Source organism: Lacrimispora sphenoides JCM 1415 (assembly GCF_900105615.1).
GTDB lineage: Bacteria > Bacillota > Clostridia > Lachnospirales > Lachnospiraceae > Lacrimispora > Lacrimispora sphenoides.
Genome location: NZ_LT630003.1, coordinates 398,591 through 421,855, shown reverse-complemented (window position 1 = coordinate 421,855; position 23,265 = coordinate 398,591). Strand labels below are relative to the sequence as shown.

The 23,265-nt window shown below is 36.7% G+C and carries 20 protein-coding genes; 2 read left to right on the top strand and 18 right to left on the bottom strand.

The window, feature by feature from the left end:
• The 15 genes from qatB to BMX69_RS01715 all read right to left on the bottom strand — a co-directional run bounded on the left by qatB (window position 1) and on the right by BMX69_RS01715 (window position 15,332).
• Window positions 1-801, bottom strand: coding sequence for a Qat anti-phage system associated protein QatB (gene qatB / locus BMX69_RS01780; RefSeq protein ID WP_100041386.1), 801 nt, complete (start codon window positions 799-801; stop codon window positions 1-3).
• 13 nt (window positions 802-814) lie between these two features.
• Entirely contained in the window at window positions 815-2,869 is a 2,055-nt protein-coding gene (gene qatA, locus BMX69_RS01775; protein WP_100041385.1) for a Qat anti-phage system ATPase QatA, read from the bottom strand.
• 877 nt (window positions 2,870-3,746) lie between these two features.
• On the bottom strand, window positions 3,747-5,003 hold the full coding sequence (locus BMX69_RS01770; RefSeq protein WP_054789646.1) for a tyrosine-type recombinase/integrase: 1,257 nt from the start codon (window positions 5,001-5,003) through the stop codon (window positions 3,747-3,749).
• Window positions 5,004-5,076: 73 nt separating this feature from the next.
• Window positions 5,077-5,274 (bottom strand): excisionase, encoded by a 198-nt coding sequence (locus tag BMX69_RS01765; RefSeq protein WP_054789645.1) that lies wholly within the window; start codon window positions 5,272-5,274, stop codon window positions 5,077-5,079.
• 24 nt (window positions 5,275-5,298) lie between these two features.
• On the bottom strand, window positions 5,299-6,324 hold the full coding sequence (locus BMX69_RS01760; protein WP_100041384.1) for an ATP-binding protein: 1,026 nt from the start codon (window positions 6,322-6,324) through the stop codon (window positions 5,299-5,301).
• A gap of 1 nt (window position 6,325) precedes the next feature.
• The gene (locus tag BMX69_RS01755) at window positions 6,326-7,516 is read right to left on the bottom strand and encodes a hypothetical protein (RefSeq protein ID WP_100041383.1); all 1,191 of its coding nucleotides are present in this window, start codon (window positions 7,514-7,516) and stop codon (window positions 6,326-6,328) included.
• Window positions 7,507-8,160, bottom strand: coding sequence for a hypothetical protein (locus tag BMX69_RS01750; RefSeq protein WP_054789641.1), 654 nt, complete (start codon window positions 8,158-8,160; stop codon window positions 7,507-7,509). Before BMX69_RS01750 ends, BMX69_RS01755 begins: the two co-directional genes overlap by 10 nt.
• A gap of 380 nt (window positions 8,161-8,540) precedes the next feature.
• On the bottom strand, window positions 8,541-10,409 hold the full coding sequence (locus tag BMX69_RS01745; protein ID WP_100041382.1) for a hypothetical protein: 1,869 nt from the start codon (window positions 10,407-10,409) through the stop codon (window positions 8,541-8,543).
• 251 nt (window positions 10,410-10,660) lie between these two features.
• Window positions 10,661-11,605, bottom strand: coding sequence for a DUF5688 family protein (locus tag BMX69_RS01740; RefSeq protein WP_100041381.1), 945 nt, complete (start codon window positions 11,603-11,605; stop codon window positions 10,661-10,663).
• Between the two features lie 117 nt (window positions 11,606-11,722).
• Entirely contained in the window at window positions 11,723-11,890 is a 168-nt protein-coding gene (locus BMX69_RS24885) for a recombinase RecT (protein ID WP_278280705.1), read from the bottom strand.
• Between the two features lie 10 nt (window positions 11,891-11,900).
• Complete coding sequence (locus BMX69_RS01735) at window positions 11,901-12,524, bottom strand: recombinase RecT (RefSeq protein ID WP_278280704.1); 624 nt, start codon at window positions 12,522-12,524, stop codon at window positions 11,901-11,903.
• Window positions 12,525-12,611: 87 nt separating this feature from the next.
• Window positions 12,612-13,541, bottom strand: coding sequence for a YqaJ viral recombinase family nuclease (locus tag BMX69_RS01730; protein WP_054789635.1), 930 nt, complete (start codon window positions 13,539-13,541; stop codon window positions 12,612-12,614).
• Between the two features lie 62 nt (window positions 13,542-13,603).
• Window positions 13,604-14,167 carry a JAB domain-containing protein gene (locus BMX69_RS01725; protein WP_242941337.1) on the bottom strand — a complete coding sequence of 188 codons (564 nt, stop codon included), beginning with the start codon at window positions 14,165-14,167 and terminating at the stop codon, window positions 13,604-13,606.
• A 9-nt stretch (window positions 14,168-14,176) separates the two neighbouring features.
• Window positions 14,177-14,323 (bottom strand): hypothetical protein, encoded by a 147-nt coding sequence (locus BMX69_RS24020; RefSeq protein WP_157724380.1) that lies wholly within the window; start codon window positions 14,321-14,323, stop codon window positions 14,177-14,179.
• A 76-nt stretch (window positions 14,324-14,399) separates the two neighbouring features.
• Window positions 14,400-15,332, bottom strand: a complete 933-nt coding sequence (locus BMX69_RS01715; RefSeq protein ID WP_100041380.1) for a DUF932 domain-containing protein — start codon at window positions 15,330-15,332, stop codon at window positions 14,400-14,402.
• Between the two features lie 190 nt (window positions 15,333-15,522).
• Between BMX69_RS01715 and istA the strand changes: the two genes are divergently transcribed.
• Both istA and istB read left to right on the top strand, forming a co-directional pair.
• On the top strand, window positions 15,523-17,001 hold the full coding sequence (istA, locus tag BMX69_RS01710) for an IS21 family transposase (protein ID WP_100041379.1): 1,479 nt from the start codon (window positions 15,523-15,525) through the stop codon (window positions 16,999-17,001).
• A complete protein-coding gene (gene istB / locus BMX69_RS01705; RefSeq protein WP_054792194.1) occupies window positions 16,998-17,774 on the top strand; it encodes an IS21-like element helper ATPase IstB in 777 nt (258 codons plus the stop codon). Before istA ends, istB begins: the two co-directional genes overlap by 4 nt.
• A gap of 464 nt (window positions 17,775-18,238) precedes the next feature.
• Here istB and BMX69_RS24880 read toward each other — a convergent pair whose 3' ends face one another.
• The 3 genes from BMX69_RS24880 to BMX69_RS01690 form a co-directional block, all read right to left on the bottom strand.
• A complete protein-coding gene (locus BMX69_RS24880; protein WP_100041377.1) occupies window positions 18,239-20,254 on the bottom strand; it encodes an N-acetylmuramoyl-L-alanine amidase family protein in 2,016 nt (671 codons plus the stop codon).
• 428 nt (window positions 20,255-20,682) lie between these two features.
• Window positions 20,683-22,245 (bottom strand): ferredoxin, encoded by a 1,563-nt coding sequence (locus BMX69_RS01695; protein ID WP_100041376.1) that lies wholly within the window; start codon window positions 22,243-22,245, stop codon window positions 20,683-20,685.
• A 181-nt stretch (window positions 22,246-22,426) separates the two neighbouring features.
• On the bottom strand, window positions 22,427-23,263 hold the full coding sequence (locus tag BMX69_RS01690) for a hypothetical protein (RefSeq protein WP_100041375.1): 837 nt from the start codon (window positions 23,261-23,263) through the stop codon (window positions 22,427-22,429).
• Between the last annotated feature and the right edge of the window lie 2 nt (window positions 23,264-23,265).

Below are 23,265 nucleotides of genomic sequence, written 5' to 3'. Positions count from 1 at the left end.
TTAATCCTCCTGACTTTCTAATATTTCATATGTCCTCTGATAAATCGAATCTGTAATTTCCTGCGCTTTATCACCTGTCATTTCTATTTTGTTTTGTGTAACCTCTGCACAAGCATCTGATATACCCTGTTTAATCAACTGCTCTAACTTTTTTTCAATATTTGAAACCTGATCAATGTCATCTGGAAGAACTATTGTTTTATTAGCAATATCATTTATAACGTGTTCTAAGACTACCTTTTCCATATAATTTTGCAAAACCGAAAAACAATCTTCAGCAGTCAATTCTTCTGTTAGTTTTCCATATAATTCCGGGTTTTCTGCTATTGCATCATAATATGCAGCTCTTGCAATCCCCTCATCATTTGGTCCTCCATCTGGACAAATAAATAATGCTATTTCTACGAAAAATTCTGATGCAGGAAGATTGGTCAAATTATTCAGTGAAAGTTGTTGTCCAACTTTTCTTACACCATTACTTCCTGACAACGTATATAATATATTATACAGTTTTGCAGTGCTACTTCTTGCAGATCCTAGACGAGTAGTTGCTCTATAGCTCCCGCCTAACGAATGACTAATATACCTCGATACTGAGCTCCTCATTGAGCTACCATCACGACCTCCACCATTTACATATTGTGTAAATGATTTTCTAGGTCCTGAAAATCGATTTTCGTCTCCATCTTGAGGTATTTGTTCATCTGATTGTGTCTGTCCTTCTATATCATCCTCCTCTAACCAAGAAGGTACTAACGGCGTGTGTCCAGATTGGCCTTTGTTCCTTGTAGATGTTCCCATAATCTATCTCCCCCTATACATATTTTGCAGCTCTTCTAGTAATTGGATCGCTACTATTCTCTGCGATGCCATTTAAAAACTTTTTTAATTTTTCGCGTGCTTCTGATTTTTTAGGAATACATGAATCCCATTCACCCGTAGCCCATATGCCTAATTTATCAGGTTGTAATGTCAAAAGGAATTCAACCAAATCATTTTGAAGTTCTGATCGATACTCAACCAAAAGTCTAATTCCTTCTATACTTCTAGGCGGTTTAGTATCCGATAAATTTTGAGTGAATACATCCTGTGACACTATTTTAAATAATTTCTTGGCATCTGTACTATTTAAAGCTAAAATATCTTCCTTTTTTCTTGCAGTGTTCAACTTACCCGATCGAACTATAGAAACTAATTCCTGTAACTGCTCTGTGGAATTGCTAAAGAAGAAATCAACTTTTTCTGTACAAGCAAAAAAATAGGGTCTTAAATCGACTTTAACTAAGGATGGCGGAATTTGTATCCAATTAATAACGTCTCTTTGCCCAAGAAAATATTTAAATGTTTCTTGTTTTACTATAGTACGCTTATTATCCTCTTTCATTTCTTTTTTTACTTCTTGCTCAACTTCTTTTGCATTTTGTGAATTCATCTTAGATACTATAGTACTTGTAAGCTTTGTATTAACAACTTTCTTCGTAGTTTCATTATCTAGATGATCTTCCTGTTCCTCCTGCTCCACAAAGGTTTCAAATGCTTTACAATGTCCGTTCTCATCTAATTCTCCTGCCAGGGCTTTATAAAATTCACTATTGTACTGCTCTGCTAACATCATTTTAGCCAATACCGCCATTTGCAAATCATTTGCATCAAATCCGCGATTCTGAGCAATCTCATTTCTTAATAGAAGCATATTAATAAAGCGTTTAATATTCCTCGGGTTTCCATTTGTGTGTTTAGATAATATTTTATCAATGCTTTTTGCAATTTTGATATTCTCAATTGCCTCATCATACTTATCCACTAAAGCTTCTTTAATCTCTTCTGTAGATAGTTGTTCCAGTGCCCATGGCTTGTGAAGTTTTTCAATGACAACATCTCCAATTCTTTCTAATTTATCTGATTCACCTAATTTAGATTCTATTAGTAAAAGCATGATATACAATTGCGCTTCTTTTAGTCCAATTCTCGGTATATGTAATGGAATCTGAATAAGCTTTTCCAAATATTTATCTGCGAACAGATTATAATCTGATCTCAAATCAGCATCTAAGCTTAAATTATTTTGTTCTAATATTCCTGGAAAATACTCCTTTACAGAATAGCGAATCATCGCATCATCAGCTGCAATGATAAAAGCTGCATTTTCCAAAGTCAGAAACATACGCACAGCCTCAAGCGTTTCTATTGCAACCTTAGGTAAACAACGATCTAAATCATCAATTAGTACAACAAGTTTGTTAACATGAGCGGCTTTAAACAATTCTTTAAAATTCTGACGAAACTCGTCTATCTCTTTATATCCTGATGGTTCTTCTGATGGATTTTTAACTAAACTTCCTATTTTTTCTATTAATGTTCCTGCCTTATCTGGATCTGTTACATTTTCTTTTATTACGCCAATAATACTCTCCGCTATAACTAATGGTGCTGTTCCGGTCACTAAAGAAACACCAATTTTGCCAACCCCCTTGGCAAGACTTAGCTTATCAAGATTCTTCCACAATCTTTTTCCAATTTCTTTTATATCTTCTTTATTATCTTCAACTTTATGTTCCTTATAATATAATTCAGCCATCTCTTCTAGCTGTGACACGATAGCACTCATTAACGCAATTTTTGCGTCCTCAAATCCTTGATATTGCCAACTATTAAATCGAACAATTGCATACATTGATGCATTATCTTGACAAATTAATGTCGTTTGATCTTCAACCATAGCCAATACGCTTGATTTACCTGCTCCCCAGTCTCCATGTACCCCAATCGAAATTGATTTATTACTGTCTTTAATAATAGCTACAATTGTCTTAGCAATTGCCATGTTATTCAAACGATCTATTCTTGTTTCATTATCTGATAAAATCATTTGCTTCACCACCCCTTAACTTTATAAAAAATTATATCATTATTTGTAATCCATGTATAGTTTTTTACATTCATGAACTGTCATAAACGCGATAAAACTAATCAGCAATCGCCAGCAAAACAGTCGTTAATCTAATACTCTCCGTATTATTCTAGGTGGGGAGGAGAAGATCAACTTTCTGTGTCCAAAGTATTGACACAGGTCCAGTACTAAAAAAATTTATCCAAACAAAAAATGCCCTTGTTCATTAAGCATTACTAACCACCTCCAGAACTTTAGAAAGAAGTTCCATTGGAGTGGATACGCAGACTACCAATATAGTATTTTCAATAGCAATGGTCATTTAATAAGTAAAAAGATTTTCACTTGTTGTTGGGACCATTTTTTTCCGGGAGTACCGGCAGTTCAATAAAACTGCTTATGTATCAGAGCTGCTTCTTTCACTTTTCTTAGCCAGCAATTGGCATGACGTGATAACTAGTGTTGCTCACAGTATTTATCGATTTTCAGACCACTTTGACAACGGTCTTTAATAATTCTGGTCCACTTACTGAGTCGGATCTGGTTGATTGCAAGTCGTGTGTCCATTTGGAGTTTCTCCTTAAGTTCTGTGTGAAAAGTTTGTTAGAAACTTTTTAAACTTTACATCATTATTGCCTCAAACGAGAAAACCAAAAGTAGACTGGTTATTTACCATTTACACTTAATCGCAAGGGCTTTTACCTGTCTAAACTTTTCATCATTGGAAGGGGCTGCCGCCCAGCTAAACATTTTGGCTAGTACGGCATCCCCCTAATTTCAAAACCATCACTCTTTTCAGTCAATACATAAATTTCCAAAATATTTATAGAAGCCTGTTTACCTTAGTACAAAAAACCTATTCCACATCATTCCCTTCTTCAATAACTTCTTTCCACATCATTTTATTTTCCAAGCTGCTAAATTCTTTCTTTTTCAATGCAGTCGTTACATCAGCGTATATATTTAATGTAGTCTGGACATCTTTATGTCCCAAAGCATCCTGGATAACCTTCAGATTAACATTGTTCTCTATAAGGCGTGTTGTAAACGTATGACGCAGTGAATGACAGCTAAATCTTGGCAGCAAAACAGGATTCTTTATATTCTTAGCCAGCTGTTCATCATTACAATCTCTTATAATCCGGCGCAAAGCTTTATTTAATGTACCTTGATGCTGAACCGATCCGAAACGATTAACGAATATAAAATTCGTATATCCATCAATCGTTACCTCACAATGAATATTATTAAACTCCTGATACTGCTTTTCTTCCAGAAATGCTTCTTTTACATAGTTAAGCATGGGAATCTGTCTTTTTCCTGCCTTAGTCTTTGGCGTATGGATATTGAAATAGCACCCATCGACCTCATGATTATAATACACCAGCGTGTGATTAATATCAATTAGACCATCTTCCAGGTTTACATCTTCCCACCTTAGCCCGGTCACTTCTCCGACTCTCATACCAGTCCCTATCATTACTGCAAATATAGGATGCCAATGGCTGTATTGATTATTCCGTCTTAAATAATTCAGAAAAAGTTCCTGTTCCTCAACCGTCAGAGCTTTTCTCTTTTCAGTATCAAAGTTGTGTGAGAGCTTTAACTCTTTTAGAACATTATCAGCCGGATTATTGCGAATATATCCATCATCTACAGCAACAGTCAGTACCTGATGAAGCACAGTATGTATGGAATCTATCGTACTGACTTTAAGATATCTTTCCTCTGCCAGAAGATTATAAAAATGCTTTACATCAGATTTTTTCAAGATGACTATGCGAAGCTTTCCAAAATCCGGTTCAACAAACATTCCATACATATATTTATAATTTTGAAATGTGTTATCTTTCAAGCCACGCTTCATGCTACACCATAAATTGAATATATCATTTACCGTCACATTTTGAGCATCTACTCTGATGCCATCACTCTTATCTTTCGTGATGGCATCTTCTTTTTCCCTGAGTTCTGTCAAAGTTTTTGCTGTTAAGCAATGACGCTTTCCGTTTCTGGAAGTCCAACGGTAAATATAATAACCGTCTTTCCTCTGGCCTTCTCCTGTGCGGAGTACCTTTCTATCCTTATCTTTTCTTTTGTCATTTCCTGCCATGTAACTAATCCCCTTCCTTTTTATAAAGAGGAGCCATAAGGCAATTTTCATATTACCATATGACTCCTTGACTTTAGAGCGAATACGCCTTATCGGTATATTCATCCAACTTTCGGCGTTTTAGCAACCGTTTAGAGCCATTCCAGAGAACAAACGGACACTTTTCGTCATTGGTCAATTCTCTTAGTTTAGCCTGTCCAATTCCGGAATAAAGTGCAGCCTCCTCCAGCGTTAAATTAGATTTTTCCCACAATGGCACTTCCACTTTCATAGTGATTCCTCCTTACAATATCCTCTAACGAAAAGATAGTTTTAAAACCTTTTCCACACTGAGAGTTCCAATCAGGAATTCTCCTATGGCAACGCATTCACCAACTGTCAAACCATGAAGTAACTGCTGTACTTTCTCCTGTTGAATACCCGGAATATCCTTTGATACCTTTCGAACATCACTTTCGGATGGGCGAAAATAGAGCTTCGTCCCAGCTTGCTGCAGAATAGCACGACAGCCGACATCAAATGATGATAGCGTCTGCGTAGCCATCAGAAGAAATAGCTTAAACTTTCTGCCTTCACGAAGAATTTGCGTTAGCACAGACCCTTCTTTTAAATTCAGAGATTGGAATTCATCACAAACAAGCCATACGGGTTCCTCTGCCTGCTTTCCGTTAATTCTATGCTGACGCCACAGAATTGCAATGACCATCTCGGCAAGCTGCACTTGTGATGATAAATTAAATTCTGAAAAGTCTATTACGGTAATCGCTTCTTTTTCCCATAATGTACCATTTTCTATAAACTTCCCTTTTCTCAACACATTCCAGAATTTGTCGATAATTCCCTGGCTTCCATCATCATCGCTCTCTTCAAGAAAAGCATACAAGCAATCCATATCATTATCCCAAAGCATATGATTTTCTATTGCTTTATAACAGGCCCTTGAAAGAATACGTTTCTGGTTGCTTCCAAATTTCCCTAGATTTGAAAACACGTCAACTACTGCTTCACAAATATCATCGGCATCTTCCCTGTTCCCATCCGAACGAATTACAGGAGAGAATAACGATAAGGGAATTCCATCTGTACGTGCGTTGATGAATTTTACTCCACTCTTATCCTGCAACGAATCATGTGTTCCGCTAAAATTCAATACCAGAACGCGCCCGCCCTGTAACGCAATACCTTCCTCTATCTTTTTTAGCGCCACAGTCTTTCCACTTCCCGATTTCCCAGTAATAAGAATATGTTGATTTAAAGCAGACGGAGATAACTTAATATTTTTATTTAATCCTAATACATGTCCCAGTGTTGGTGTTATCATATTAATCTTCCTCACTTTCTACATTAGCCTCTATTATTTCTTTCCAGGTCAATTCGCCGACAGGATCAAGCCACTCCCTACACAATCGAATCTTTCTTGGATATAGAATCGTACCATATTCCGTGATAACAGGTACTTTTACAGTTAGGTATTGCCTTTCCCTTCCCTCTCCTATCAAAATTCCTGATTCGTTCAATAACCCCTTTATTTGTTTCAGACTTATCGACTCAGTAATTGGCAAACAGAGTTCATCAAAAATATTGCTGGACAAATAATAATAATGATCATCGTATAGCGGCTTTGTCTCAACGTTAACTATTTCACAAGCACTCACCTGATTTCGGTCAAGGATTCCTGAAACTTTTGTGTTCGCACCGCGAATCATATTACATAGAACCTCCAGCCATGGCAAGCCATCCGAAATAATCTGCCACTCATTTACAATACTCTTCAAAGAACTTTGCCATTGCAAAGCAAGCATCTCTCTTTCTTCAGGAGAATATTTGTTGCACTCTAGAAACACTTCTAACAGTTTTTCTGCGATAAAAAACATACCCACCCCTGGATTATCAAGCTCTGTCCTTTGGAAGGAGCTGTCCTCTGACAATCTGCTTATCCCCATTTGCAATACAGCCCAATTGCAGCAAACAAATTCTATTATCATCCTCGAGAAATTTACTCCACAGTCATTATTGTGAACTCCTGCAAGTATGGCGTCTGCTTTCGGTTGAATACTTATCTGTCCAGTTAAAAAGTCTTTGGCATCATCTGGAATCCCCCCACAAAAAGTAATTATTGGCAACGCTGTGAACTTATGGTCTGGAATCGCTTCAGCATGGCACGCTGCCTTCAGCATTTCAAGATTACTTTTGCTGTTTGAACCTCTTACATATGCAAAAGCTAGTAGTTCATATTCCGCATCATTCATGAGTTTCTTAATCTCTTTCGGCGAAATTGTAATTGGATATAAACTGTATTCCGATAGCCCACTTAAATCACGCATTACTATTTTTCTTGCATTTTCTGTATTTGTCACAAGAGCAACCGAACCAGTACTACCGAATCCCATCTCTTTTAAAATCGGATAAATAAGAAAAGCAATTTTAGTAATCATAGCTTTATCCCCCTCTTCTTTTTCATACCTTGTATATAACTCTTGAATATATGTACTAAATACATCTTTCACATCCATGCTAACACCTCTTTCCAAGTTGTACTCTCAGGAAAAGCATATTGCCACACCCCTTGTTCCTGATACCAGCCATGTTTTACAGGAATTTCTATTACCTCAGCTTCGCGTAACAGGTGAAGAATCAGTTCTCTTCTAACCTCAAGTTCTTTTTTCAAGCCAAAGCCGAAAGAGATTCCCCTTTTATCAAATTGCCTGTTAATAAACCGATTGTCCAGATGGTCTGGACTAAAAATCAAATCGCACTCCAGGCCTATATTACTTTCTACCTGAATAATAAGAATGCCAGAGCCATGCCTACTTCCCATAGCCATCAACTTCTTCGCCTGCAAAATTTTTATCGGAAGTTTCCCTTTTGCATCAGCACCAAACAGTTCTTTATTAAGACTTACAGTTCCGTCCTTTCCAACAAGGATTTTTGTACACAAAAATTCTCTCCTCGTTGCAATATCAGCGCAGACCTTTGCTTTATGCTCGCTTTCATACACCTTTATTGTCGAAAGTTCCGCCTGCTTCTGCAATTCAATTCTTGCCGATTCATTTTGGAACCATAAGCGATCTTCTGCCTCCTGCATAGACGTCTGACGCATTATCTGACTTTGTATTTCATTATAGCCATGATTTCTAAACACTGGTATATTGCCCATCTGCTTTTCCTCCTTTGAGAAATTATTTCTGCCAAAACCCACAGAAATAATTTTTATTCTTGGTTTTTTTGTGGTAAAAGGCTGTTATTTAAGAAATTTCTTTCCTTTTTCTGCTTTTTGTGGGTTTATATAAAAAAGCAGATTAGAAATCCTTTTTGCCTTAACCTTGCTACATATGCGATGGTACCAGAATTTTGATTTAATCGAAAACCACAAAAATGTAAAGTTTTAACTTATTCTTACAAAGCATAAGTTAAAATGGAAAATAGCAATTAAACTTTAGATATGCCAATAAAGAGGGCATCTTTATGATCTATCATTAATTTGTAAATTAACGATGAATCATAAAGATGCCCTCTTTAGTCACATAAGCAATATTTTTACTCCAGACAAAAACCAACAGAATATCCTGCCGAATATAATATAAGTCTTATGTTTTCCGATGATGTGAGCTTCAATTTTCTTAAAACAATAATTTTTTGAATAGAATCAACTGTAACGCACAAATAACCTTCCAGTCTGTCTAAATATGGTATTGTTGTTATTTCAAACGGCCAATACTTTTCTCCCTTACGACTTCCTTTCTCTACCTCTTTAATAAAATCACCTGTCTGCTCTGCTAAATTATCAAAATAAGGCATCTTACCCAATATCCCAATAAAAAACTGTTTTATTTGATCATCAGCAATTAATTTATACCCTACACACTCTCTACTTGCAATATCAGAAAACCATGTGAACTTCTTTTCAATCACCTCATTATCATCCACAATAGCATGCACAAGCATCAACAAATATGAATGCAGAACCTGCATATCCTCCAAACTGTTGCTTTCGTAAATCTTTATTATAAGATTGTCCAAATGAGTTATGATTTTATATGTAATTATAGCTCTGTCCCTTTTTCCCAAATTACTATTATAGCGGTATCGAACTTTTTCAACCCATGCAATCTGACTTTTTGCGTATGCCTCCTTACCCCGATATAATTCAGTATTCAAGGTCCTCAAATCTTCCGTTTTATATCGATAAAACTGATTTTTAACCTTTTCGTTTTTATTTAACTCAATAATTTCCTGAATACAACTTATAATTATTAACACCGGAATCCCATCTTCTCTTTTCCATAGCGTATTATCCTCTAACATTCCCAGGTAAAAAACAATCTTATTTGAGGCCCCATCAAATTTTTTTAAATCATTACTTGATGTTTTTTTGCGAAAAACCATGTTTGCCAGCTTTTTTCTATTATCTTTAATAAATTCTTTTATTTCTCCTTCATTCACTACCTGGTTCAACAATTTTTTATATTGATTAACCCAACTTGCATCTGGATCATCTCCTTGTCTGTCTACTTCTTGAATATCTATAATATCGTTTTCTCGACCAAGATTCTCATGCTGCAATATTTTTAAATAAAACGTTTCTAATAAAGTATCCTTATATTGTATAATTTTATTACTTAGAAACATAGATTGAACAAACTGGAGTTGTAAATCAATACGTTCCAAGTCTTTTTCATTCCATCCCCCCACATCTAAATCCAACTTATACAATACTCGCTCAATTATATTCTGCCATTGGTATGAAATATTTTTCAACTTCTCTTTTGAGTCTTTTATATACCTATTAGTGATTTCCTTTTGGATATTGATTTTAATTTCTGATATTAATGCACCATTTCTTGTAATGCCACCTATAATTCCATTGTCAACATTTTCAAGAGTTGGATTAGAGAGAAATGGTATCATTTTAATACGACGTTGTTTCTCAAAACAGCATAGAAAAAATAATAATTTCACTTTTTCTCCGTCATTTGGAAACCTTTGTAAATCAATTCCCAACTTTTGTAACCGACACACAAGTCCGCATCCATCTTCCTCTTTTCGATAAAAATATCTTTCTATTTCAAATTCATCCCATTCATCATTATCTAACGTATCTACGAGATCCCTAATCCAAATACTATCATTTAATTCTAAAGCAGAAAAACTATGCGTAATCCCTAGAGTATACTTTCCATAAATTTTTCTTAAGCGATCTTGACCAACAATGTTCTTCTCAATCCACCATGCTTTTGATATCAATACTCCTTCCTCCATTACAAACTCATGTTCAAGCTCTTTAGATGCTGATTTTTGGTTGTAAGCATCCTTTGTTATATCTAATCCTTTCTTTTCCAATTCTTCTAATATAAAATTTATGAAAACGGTCTTCTGGATGCTTTCTTTTGCTTTATTATCCTTCACTTTTTATGCTCCTGCCTTAAATGTTCTTATTGTAACAGCTCATAATTTCTTCATCATTCCTCATACATTATAAAGGCTCCAATTATTACTCCATAAAATTGAAGCCTTTTTATGAATAGAAAATTTCCTATAAAGTATTCTTTTGTGCCACTATTATACATGGCTCTTGCCACTAATTCAATTCTTTACTCATCTTTTTTTGTATAGTCCTTAAATCTAATAAATCGGATAAAACGACTTCTATAATCATTTTACTCTACCTTAACAAGGACAATATGTTCCATGTTTCTTTCATAGCGGTATATACTATTAGATAACATATCTTCTTCCGGTACTTCACTTTGATTGATCTGACAAACCATTTCTTTCAGTTCTTCATACTTCAGATTTTCTCGGTCCAGAATTAACAAGGTTTCATGCACACTCGATGGTAAAATAATTATATCCGATTTCTGTTCTTCAGCAAAATGTTTCAATAAGTCTTCATATAAAATACATACTGCACCATTGATCTGGTTTTTATTTGAAAGCACATAAATAGAGGGATTGCTCTGATCCATTCCAAACAAGTCCTCAAACAAATCATCACTGAACTCGCTTAACTGCTTTGTAAATATATCTCTTATTACCTCCTCCATTGTTCGAATCTCAGGTGGCAACAGGACAGGAGTATTTTTCTTGGCAAAACAACTTAACTCCTTTATAGTTAATCCCCACTGTTCCATATGGGAATTATGAATCAATGCTGTCATCTGCCCTCCGTGATTTTCATCCAAAAGAAGATAAAACACTACTGCCAGATCCAAAAATTCAAAATATGGTATTTCCTTCAAGAGTTCCTGATTTTTTTCCTTCTGTATTAGTTTAAAAGCAACCCTATCTTTCAAATTGCTAAAGTCCAAAAGCTTTCTCATTTCTCCAAGGTTCACATCTGAATTTTCCTTATATATGAACATAATGTCTTCCAAAATCTTATCTATTGATTTTCCCTGAGAGTAGTCCATATAATAGGAATTTAAATAAATGGTAGGTGCAACACTGTTTTTTGCTTTCCCAATAATCAGTCCATCCAGCAAGACGCCATTATTTTTTCTGATCTGCTGAATCTGAATATTATAACCTCTCCCTAATATCTCCTGTACTGCCACCCTTATTTCTTCCAAAAATTGATTGTAACTCATTTGTTCTTCCTCCATATTTTCTCCTGTTTTTATGTAAATAAAAAGAAGCCTACTGTCAGATATGCTCCTTTACATATTTTAACCTTTTTCTTATTACCAACTATTCTCAGCCACCTATCTTATCCTTACCTGCTAAACTGTTGTAGAATTATCACCTTCCATAAATTCTTCATTATGAACCTCACTCATGTCAACAGATAGCTGCGTTTTTACTGTCTCATCCAGAGTAATGGCTTTTTGAAAATCTGACTTGATGGGAGCATACTTGAGAAGTTGTTTAATCACAGTCTTTTTTGCCATTCCTTCGTAATTATTTTTCCAGGGACTGAAATCTGAAGTAAATGCTTTTGAATAGCGCATGGCATAAAGAGTCAACATAGTTCTTACTCATAACCTCAAATCGAAAACCGCCGTTATCTAGCCTGAATATAGCATAAAAAGCCTGGATTTCTCCCGGCTCATCAAAAGTTGGACGATGTATCAAAGACGGATGAAGTCCCAGTTCATAGGAAAATTCATCATTGTCATAGACCACCTGCGCCTCAATACTCTGCATCCGTTCGTTACGATATGCTAAGTCTATCAATCCCCGATATCCCAACTGGAATTGGCACTCCAGCACACCCTTGTTTTTATAGGGAATCAGATATGCCTGCCCCAGTGGTGTATTAGGTTCTAGTCCAAGTTGTGCTGCATTCATCAAAGCCGCAATAAAACTCATAGGAGTACATTCCCCCAACTTAGGAGTATTGTTAATTGCTGACAATGCCATACGAGAAAACCTTTCGGGTGTAAGTATGCAGGGAAGTGCTCGCTTGATTTCTGGCTCCAATGCCTTTACCATGTCAACAATTGTCATGTTTTTTGTCAATTTTACGGATTGTCCTCCACTTCCTGCCGCCCTTTTCTCCAACTCCTGCTTTACATCTGCCATATATATCACTCCTTCACTAAAACAGAACCATCCTGCTTTCCGTAAGATGGTCCCTCTCTAATAATCCAAAAACTAAATTAGCATTGTTTAAGCAACCTTTACAGTAAAACGCCTGGATTGGCTACTTTTTGCAAAATTCCGGTAAAGATCTGGACGTTCCTCCTTTAACCGCTTGCTATCAATCCTGACCGTATCCACATTACTCCAGGTAACTCTGTAATTCTCATTAAATGCTATTTCATATTCTCCCATGTAAAGCTTGATCTGCTGCTCAATTTGGTTCTGCTCCTGTGTTAGTTTATTTGTCAGATGAATAATTTCTTCTCGCCTTTTAAGCTGTTCATTTAAGTTAGCGGAAAGAGGGATAGACTTTTTAACAGCTGAAGGAAAATAACGGTTAATCACTTCATTTGAAATGCCACTGCCATCAGGATCAGGCATATTTCGGGTTAAAACATGATTCTCCCAGAAGTCCTGCTCTATAGTAATAAGATTTTGTATCAGTTCCTCATCCCTGTCGATTCTTTTATACTTAAACTCCTTTCCAAGTATTACGACAGCCAGATACCACGCTTTAGCGCCAGTCACAGCCATATAATGGTGACATTGGAGTTCATAATGAGCCGGTACGGAATTTTCCACCCATTTATCTGCACTGTATGCGCTTGCCGTTTTACATTCCAATCCCATATTTTCTCCGGATATTAAACGGTCTACATTTGCCAGCATAAACGGATATGTCTCACTTTGATACATGACGTTAGAACGGCGTACCTTCAAACTAGTTTCTTCCATAAAACGCCGAGCCACATAATCTTCCAGATCACGCCCTTGTCTCATAAATTCATTATCAAAATCTTCTGTCTCTAAGCATGTCTTTTCATAGTAAACGCTCATTGGACTCGAATAGGGATTCAGTCCGCAAATCGCCCCGGCATCTGACCCACCAATCCCTGCCTTTCTTAATCGACGCCACTCTTCATGAGTTAAATCTGTTGTTGAAATTTTTATAGACATAGATGCCTCCTATTTTTCTAAAATCATTTTGCTCTCTTATTTACTCTTTTGAAATTTTCCTCTTATGCTGCATCATTAGAATTGTACGGTTCAATCAGCCCCGATTTCTTGAAGCTATAAAAGCTAAACGCTCCTATTATTAGGTGATCAAGCAGAGGAATACCAAGCAATTTTCCGCTTTCTTGGATTCTTTCTGTAACCATATGATCCTCATGACTCGGCTGTGGATCTCCAGATAAATGGTTGTGAAAACAGATTACATAGGAAGCATTGTTAAGAAGTGCATGTTTGAAAATATTTCTCACATCCACCATACAGGTACTAATTCCACCTACTGCCACAATTTCCACTGCCATAGGTTCCAATTTTACATTCAAAGACAATACGGCAACTATTTCCCGGTCCGACATTTCAAACAAAGGCCTCATCATATCCACTGCTTTTTGGGGACTTGTAAACGGTGATAATCCACATAAGCTTTTGCTGTCTTTTACCATTTGTAGATGAACAATTCCTATTCTCTTCTTGATTTCAGGCTTTCTCATCAAATCCGTAATTCTTTCTATCTGAGTTTTTTCTTTCATTAATCTTTCCCTCTCTAAAATAATCAGGGATACCGCTTTCATGGTATCCCCTCATAACAATATTGCTTCTTCTATAAAATCCTTTGTTTCCAGCAGCCCTTCATACCAGCACACTACCCTTGGAACGACAAGCAAAAATTCTTCCGTTATATCACCCATACATAAATATTCTGTTAATTGTTCTTCAAAACGATTCATTTCTTCCACACTAAAATGACTGCATATCTCAGAATAGTCCTTGCACTGTTGAAGATTGGGCCACTTTTCAGGACACTTAAGATGCCCGTACCAGTTCATAGGCTCTGTCAATCATAGCATTTCCTTCTACGGTTCGGGAAAACAGACTTTCTTTATAATTGGCACGTTCGCGAAGTGGTTTAGCATGCGTTGCGAAGTCAGAGACAGAATTAAGAAACCGATAGGCGTTTTTTCCTATATGGGCAAGATCCGGTGCTTCAAAATATCGAAGCTTCATATCTTCTTTCATCTGCATCAGGTTCTTTTTTTGCTGTTCGGTTGGCTGCTCTAAGAGTGGAAATAAAGCATCAATATATTCATACACCTGTCTTTCTGATAATTTGATCTGATTCAACCTGTCAATTTCTTTTCCTAACTCTCCCATATAAAGATGTGCATAAAACAATGTATTTCTGGCATCATCTAATTTTCTGGAAATATTTCCAGTATGGTTTGTGGACCATATCCGTTTTGCATTTTTTAGTGCAAGGTTTAGTGTGTTATTACAAACCACCCGGATAGGAGTCATGGCAGCTTTAATCGCCCCAGTTCCATCATGGCTATTCATAAAAACAAGATACGGAATAGCCTCATCCCCAGAGATAATATAGCGGTGAGGGAGTTTTGCTAATATCCATGTACGCCTCCCTTCCTGAAGACTCCCTGCAGTTTCATAGGTGACTCCTTCGCCAAGAAGCTCATCTGTAAAAGCAAAAGCCTCCTCATTTTGAACCACTTTATAGCGATCTGTAACGACTCCCAAAATTTTTTCATCGATATTTCGGATGTTTACCTTAAAGCCTGGAATGGGAATGTCATCTTCTGTTACAATCGGCTTTTGTATTACCTGCCAGTCCAGTCCCGCCAAAGCCAGTGCTTCTTTTGATGTAGGAGCTTCCATTACCATCTTCCCCAATCCGTGCCAGGGTCTTTCTCTTGTGTAAAACATTGTTTCTACATTTGCTGACATAAAAATTACCTCCTTGAATTGATCTATTGATTAATATTCAAGGAGATAATATATATCCATGAATGTTTGTAAATGATATTATAAAAGTGTACCACTTCAACACTATTTGACACTGAATTAGTTTACCACCTTGAAATAAATTCCTGTAAGATTGAGAAGTACAAAAATCTTACAAGGAGATGAAAGAAAGGTGATTATTGAAGTGGATTTATACTCCCAAATCCGCACTCTCCATACGGAGGGTGAATCCCAGCGGTCTATTGCCAAACGTCTAGGCATTTCCAGACAGACCGTCAAAAAGTATTGCGAAGGCAGTACACATCCAAATGTGCGCAAATCTTACACCCGCACAAACAACGTCATTACAAATGACATCAAAAGCTTTATCATTGCCTGCATAAAGCAGGACATGGAAGAAAAGCTGTCCAAACAACAGCATACTGCCAAACGAATATATGACCGGCTTGTTGTAGAAAAAAACTTTACTGGTTCCTACTCTACAGTTCGGGAAGTAGTACGAAATCTACGGGCTGAACATCTTGTCCCTCCCCAGGCCGATATCCCATTGGAATACGATGCAGGCGATGCCATTCAAATCGACTGGGGTGAAGCCACCATCTATCTGGATGGTAAGAAAACAAAAATCAACTTCTTCTGCGGAAGGCTCTGCTACAGCTGCGACATTTTTGTACAGGCATTTTATTCACAGAATCTGGAGTCCTTTCTGGAAGCCCAGCAGAGAATGTTTGATTATTTCAAGGGCATTCCTAAAAGGCTCATCTTTGACAATGCCAAGGTAGCTGTAAGTGACGGTTTTGGTCTGCATGCCAGAGCTACGAAAGGGTATAGGTCATTTGCCGCCCACTATGCTTTCCAAACAGATTTCTGTAACATTGCCAGTGGTAATGAAAAAGGTCTGGTAGAAAATCTGGTGGGTTATGCCCGCCGAAATTTCATGGTGCCGGTTCCAAGAGTCGCTAACCTTGCAGAGTTGAATGAACATCTTATCAAGGATTGTCTGAATTATCGGAACGCTCACAAGGTAGATTCACGCTCCTGCACCGTAAAGGAAGCTTATGAGGAAGAATGGTACTATTTAAAGCAGATCCCAGCTTACCGCTACGATACCAGCCGTATTGCTACTCCAACAGTTGGAGATTATTCAACCCTCCGGTTTGATAAGAATGATTACTCGGTCCCTGTCCGCTATCTACGTAAACAGATGACTGTAAAAGGCTATGCCAATGAGGTATGTATCTTCCATGAGGGGGAGTTGGCTTCAACCTTTTGTCGGCTCTATGGATCCGGTAAAATAGAATACCGTTTGGAGCATTACATCGACCTTCTGGAAAGAAAGCCACGCGCTGTATTTCAGGCAAAGCCTGTCAGACGAAATGTGACCAAGGAACTGCTCGACTGGGGAAGACTGCTTCCGGGCGGCAATAAGGAGATGGTAAAGCTCCTGCGTCTATGCGTTGACTATGGCGAAGAAAGAATCCTTTCCATCAGGGAACAGCTTCCAAAAAACATCGTGCCGTCCGTGGATATGATACGGAGCCAGCTCCATGAGAACCCAGAATCAAATATCGTATATCTAAGTAATGAAATTCCGGTTACTCAGATGGATCTCACCAAATACGATGAGAAATGTGGGGTGGCTATACATTGAAAGAATTGCAGGTACAAACCATTGAAATGTATTCTAAGCAGTTGCGGACACCGATGTTCAACAATTACGCCGATGTTATACGACAGTTAGATAAGAATCAGGGCTATGAGTATTTCCTCATACAGTTGATGAAACTGGAACTGGATTCCAGACAGGAAAGCACTCGCAAACGAAAAATAAAAGTGGCTTCTTTCCCTTATATAAAGACCATGGATGAACTGGATCTTTCCCGCTTCGAACACATGGACGAAGCATTTTTAAAAGAACTTGCCTCCTGCGACTTTGTTACAAAGAAACAGAATATCGTAATGATAGGCAATCCTGGAACCGGCAAGACCCACCTGTCCATAGGGCTTGGCGTGAAGGCCTGTATGCAGGGCATGAATGTAAAGTTCTATACAGCAGCTAATCTTTCCAATGAGCTCATTGAAGCTCAGGACAATCATCGGTTGGTTCGATTGGAAAAACAGATATCCAAAGCTGAATTACTTATTATTGATGAGCTGAGCTATCTGACCTTTAACCGGCATCAGTCAGAGCTACTATTCAAAGTCGTGGCAGACCGTGCAGAGCGGAAAAGTGTCATCGTTTCAACAAATCTACGGTTCTCCGAATGGACTACCATGTTTGAAAACCAGACCATGGTAACTGCATTAATTGACAGGCTTACTTTTCGGTCACATGTATTAAATATGAATTCGGATAATCCTTACCGTGCAGAACATGCCGCTGTGGTATCAGAAAACGGGAAGGAGGAATCTGTTCATGAATAACCTACCATACAACCAGTTGTATATCAAATACCAAGAGGCGCTTGAAACCATTTTTGATCAGCAGATGGAGATCAAAGAACTGTAACAGGAAATCGATGATTACTGCCAGGCACTTGATGAATTGACAGATGTCGTTGTTACAATGTAATAACATATGGGGAATGCTCCAGGGTATTCCCCTTTATCAGAAGCAAAGTGGTAAACTCTTTCACTGTCAAATGGTAAACTTTTTCAGTGTCACGAGTGGTAAACTTTTTGAATGTCAAAATCGTTGGAATGGTAAACTAATTCGGTATCAACCTGGTAAACTTTCAAAATGTCAGGTGGTAAATATTTTCATTGACATTCACAAATGTTAATAGTTACAACTTAATGGCTGTTCAAAAACAGGTACGTAATCAACCAATAATGCAAAAAGGGTATGACTAATTGAGCCATACCCTTTTTGTAACCTATGAAATCTGTTATTGAATCCATACTCCATTTACGTCTACATGATAACCATCTGGTGTCACGGTATTTGCTGCCATTTTTCCATCTGCATTCAAATAATACCATTTATCTGCAATTTTGATCCAACCAACAGCCATACTTCCATCATTGTTAAGATAATACCATTTATTTTGAATATCTACCCAGCCAGTGGCCATAGCCCCAGAAGACGGGATAAGGTAATACCATTTTCCATTTAGTACAAACCAGCCCTCCACCATATATCCAGATTCATTAAAGCGATAAACAGTATTGTTAATTTTAGCCCATTGATTTTTGGGATAGCTTTTATCTGTCTTTTCAAACCACCAACCTGTCTCATTCTTTACCCATATTCCAGTAAGCGCAGGAGCGGAACTAGGAACACCAGAAGTTGTTTTTGATGAAGTCATTCCTCCACCGCCGCCAGACGAACTTCCTCCGGATGAACTTCCTCCAGACGAAGTGTTAGCGGACGATGTATCTACAAAGGTAAATACACTGAAACCACTAACAGCAAACTCTACTTTTTTTACGCCATTGTCAACAAAAATCCTTGGGATAATTATTTCAGTAGGTCCAGATTCATGGTAATGATAAATTTTCACTTTTTCTACATTCATATTATCAGGAACAGGCATAGTAATCAGTACCGGAAATTTCAATTCATTGGTGTCAAGAGATATATTCATAGATACCTGATTGCGGTATTGGTTTAATGTGGTATCCGTTGACTGGGTGGGTGTGAACATTATCTTGGACGCATTGTTAAGGACCGCACCTGCTATGTTAATCTGGCTGCTGTCTACGATACTGCTTTCTGCTTGAATAAAAATATTTTTTCCATTGGCTGCCTTATAACGATTTTCCAATTCCTTTAGTTGCTCCGCAGCAGATTCATTGTTTTGGATGGCAGTTTTCATCGCTTCTCGTTCATCATCAGTTAAAGCGAAATTATTAATTGTCGCACTTAATTTTGCATCCCCAACTTGGTTAAGAGCATCCAGTTTAACTTTTACTGTAGACTCTGAAACAGGCATAACGAAGAATTCACTAAAATCAGACAATTCGCTGTTGTTATAGTTAAGTCCATCTCCTGTTGCTGAAATACGAAATCTGTATGATTTTCCAGGTTGCATCTTTAGAATCTGGCGTACACTGGGAGCTGCATTCATAAACCATGTATCCCAAGGTTTATCGGCATTGCCCTCATAAAATGAGACGCTATAAGTTATGAAGCTATTGGTGTCCCAGCCTGGTAAATCAGACGTATTAATAGAGTTCCATGTAACGCTGCCGTCTTTATTCCAGTGGAATCCGGTCGGAATAGGCATGGTCTTTCCGGTAAGTGAATATTCAAAACTATCACTCAAATCAGATAAATAATCCTCTTCTCCGTCATATTGATCCGACATGCGGTATACAGCTTTAAACTGATAGGATCCATCCCCATCAAAACTTTCAAATAGTTTCAAACTTGTTGCATATCCAACATTAGCATTTCTTTGTCCGATCTTTTTACCATCCTTATAAATAACCAGAAAAATTCCCTTTACATTTTGCTGTTGTTCTGATTCTAATTCATCCCACGTTGCCATTCCTGGTTGATCTGATATCCAATGTGGATTTGTAACAGGTATAAATTGGGGCGTTTCTTCCAATAGACCTGCATTAATATCGCCTTTTGTATAAGTGGGGAATTGTTTATCCTTTAAAGTCTTATTATTTAACACATTTTTTTCCTGTACTGTTGTTTCTGTCTCTGTTTCTTTCGGTTTTGCCTCTCCAGATTCAGTATTACTTGTTGCATCTTCTTGCTCTCCTCGAATCTCTTCTGTACCACTTTCGGGTGTGGTTATATTAGGTGAAGCTGTGCTTCCTGTTGCTATCGGGACTCCATCCTCTTTAAAGCCCTCAGATTTATCAGCAAATGCATTAAACCCTATGGCAGAGCACAGCACCACAGTACTACAAACTGTACCAATCAACCTTTTATAATTTTTTCTCATCTTTTGTCTCCTTTATATTATGGCTCTTTTAACCACACAATAGCTTACGCTTACTTTTCTTTAGGGTGGAATCCCCCTCTCGTAAATTCCAGATACCACTTCATAACGTTTTCTTCTCCTCATATAAAACCTCACTAATTATTTTTATTGAATAGTTTTTTACTTATTCAATAAGATAATATATAAATGAAATTACTTATATTTACTTCCAAATAGAATCATCGCGTAATAATTAGTCTGCATCTGTTGAAATCCTGGATGAATTGTTTTGTATCTTCACTGTAAGTATTTTTTGGTAATTGTTCTATTCAAACTTCTCCAGTTCCAGAAATGAAATTTCGATATCCAAAATCAAATCATGATAAATACATATGTAATTGCTCGATTAAATAATTACCATATAGCTTATGAAGTCTGGTTTTAAATCACTAAATACATGCTTCAACCGATTTTATTGCTTGCTTTAACTGTGAAGCTTTTAATAAAAGCTGCTGCTTGATATCTTTTTCCGCTTCTTCAAAAAAAGACCTTAGCATTCCATATGCATCTTCAACTGCTTCGGATCCTTTTATTTGACAGCCATCAGTAATATCCTTAGCCAATGTTTCAAAAGCCTCTTTTAGATTATAAAAACAGTATTTAGTAATGTATTTATCATTTCCAAACAGTCCCGTACCCACATATTCCTCTGAATCATCAGTATTAAAATAAATTTCATAGGAAGAAAGGGAATAGTACTCTCCTGAAAGATATTGTAATACTCGATTGGATTGCAATATCTCCAAACCCGTTTTAAAATAACCTATCACGTCGGCTTCATTTGGATTAAACTTCAATGTAAAATTAGAAAAATCTTTAGAAATCTTTATATGAGAATTCAATGTTTTTACTTCTGCGCTTACATTTTCCAGTAGCTCACTGATTTGTTGTTCAACCTTAAAATAAAAATTATTGCTGGTTTTCTCATAACGAGAATAAGGAAGAAGTTTATTAGCCTTATATTCAACAAAAATTTGTTGAATGATATTCTCCCTTTGCGTAAACATTAATCGGTTAAATTCCTCTAGCCCTGCAGCCTTTGCTCGATTATCGCTTGAATAAATATATTTTCTCTCATTTTGAGACCATGGTATAGAAACATGTATATTTTTTTTGTCAAATTCAAATTCTGAACGTACAGGAATAGGCAAACTATAATTCTCTAATTTATCATGAATTAGCATTTCAACTTCTTGTCTTAATTTTCCCTTTATCGTTTCCAAGCGAATAACATGTACAGGACAATCATCTATGATTTGTTGAGCAGTAGGAAGTTCTATCGCATCTATGATACCTGCTCCACAAACCTTAACAGTACCATTTGTATTCTCTTGAAAAAAATTACTAGAAGCCAGACAAATTCCACATGCAATACAGCCAGAATCAATTCTAATCCTGTGAGATGCTTGCAAACTATCAACAATTGGTTTTTCCTTAACCTTTTTACTTATAAACTTTGGAGAATGATCAGATATTTCATTTGCATTTTCTTTTATCATATCTTCGTTTTCTGGTATACTTATCTCATCTTCTAACAAAACCTCTGGTAAGACTTTTAGCTCTTCTATAGTCACCAAGAATTCAGGCTGATCTGTAGAAACCTCTTTTAGTTTTTTATTCAGCTCAGTCTCATAATACTTCATAATGTACTCAAGATCTTCATCCGTATTAATACCAAGTCCAATCATATCATCCTCAACCTCAAGTATCTTTGCATTTGCATCAAAGCAGGTAATACTATTGATGATTTCTGAATATCTTATTCCGCCGCCATTAAATGTAAATTTCTCCCAATTAGTATCATTGGCATCTTTTGTTACTTCAATATTTAATGGTGGTACTTTTGTGAGTTTAAATGATCTTGCAAGAGCTTCTCTCGCAACTCTATCAGAACTTCCTGCCGTTGCAATAGAGACTCTTCTTCCGTAATATGTCTGTGAATGTGATCCCATAATATAAATCTCCTTCTTACATTAGAATTATTTTTAAATACACTCAATACGTTTGTATGAACGAAAAAAACAAACTGTTAAAAAGGCTTCTACAACAAGCCCATATTAGTTATTTAGTGGCAGATAATATTGTTATCTTTTTTAGCGTATTTAAATTAATAGCGGAGTTTCTTCTCATAACTTATTGATTCATTTCACAATTAATCTTTTGAAGATAGTTCTGACCAGTTTCAATTGCTTTTAAAGACTGAATGGTAATTTTACCAGATTCATCCAATAGCGGAGTATCAATTATAGATTTAACTGCCTTTGCCAAATTAATACAAGTAGCCAAGCTTTCACGTTCTTGCAAAGAATAATTATTTTTATCAGTTCCATTCTTTTCTATAATATCCTGTGTATTTGATAGGCTTTTTAGAAAAAGTAAATTTAATTTTGTTAATACATCTGTAATCCTGCTTGCACGTTCAAAGACTGCTTCATAAGCCATACCTATCGTAGTCGCCTGTTCAGCTATTGCTCTGGCTTGCTTAGCCCTAGCCTGTGCCATATCTAATTTTCTTTGAGAGTCCTTTTTAATAGAAGTGCTGATTCCCCCTACCACACCCCAAATGAGAGAATTAAAAACAAAAGTTGAGATCAGCTCTTTCTCAGTCATGTGGGTACTGACATATAAAATTTGACCAGAAACTTCTTCAGTTAAAGTGGAAGGCAAATTTGATAGTTCAGCAATTCCATCTGTAACTACAAAATTTATTTTTTTTAATTGTTCATAAACACCTAAAAATTTTTTCATAGAACTAGACAATATTCCTTTTTTACGATTGCCTAATCTTATCATTGCCTGCCTTGTCTCTTCCTGTTTTAGACGTTGTGCCGCTCTGGCTTCTCCAATTTGATTCATTGATTTTAAGTTTTTTTCTGATGCTTGGGAACTAAGTTTATCACTTTGACAAAAATCATTGACTACTTTCCCCAGGACACCTGCTACAATGGCGCCAGTTATAGGATCTATCATAT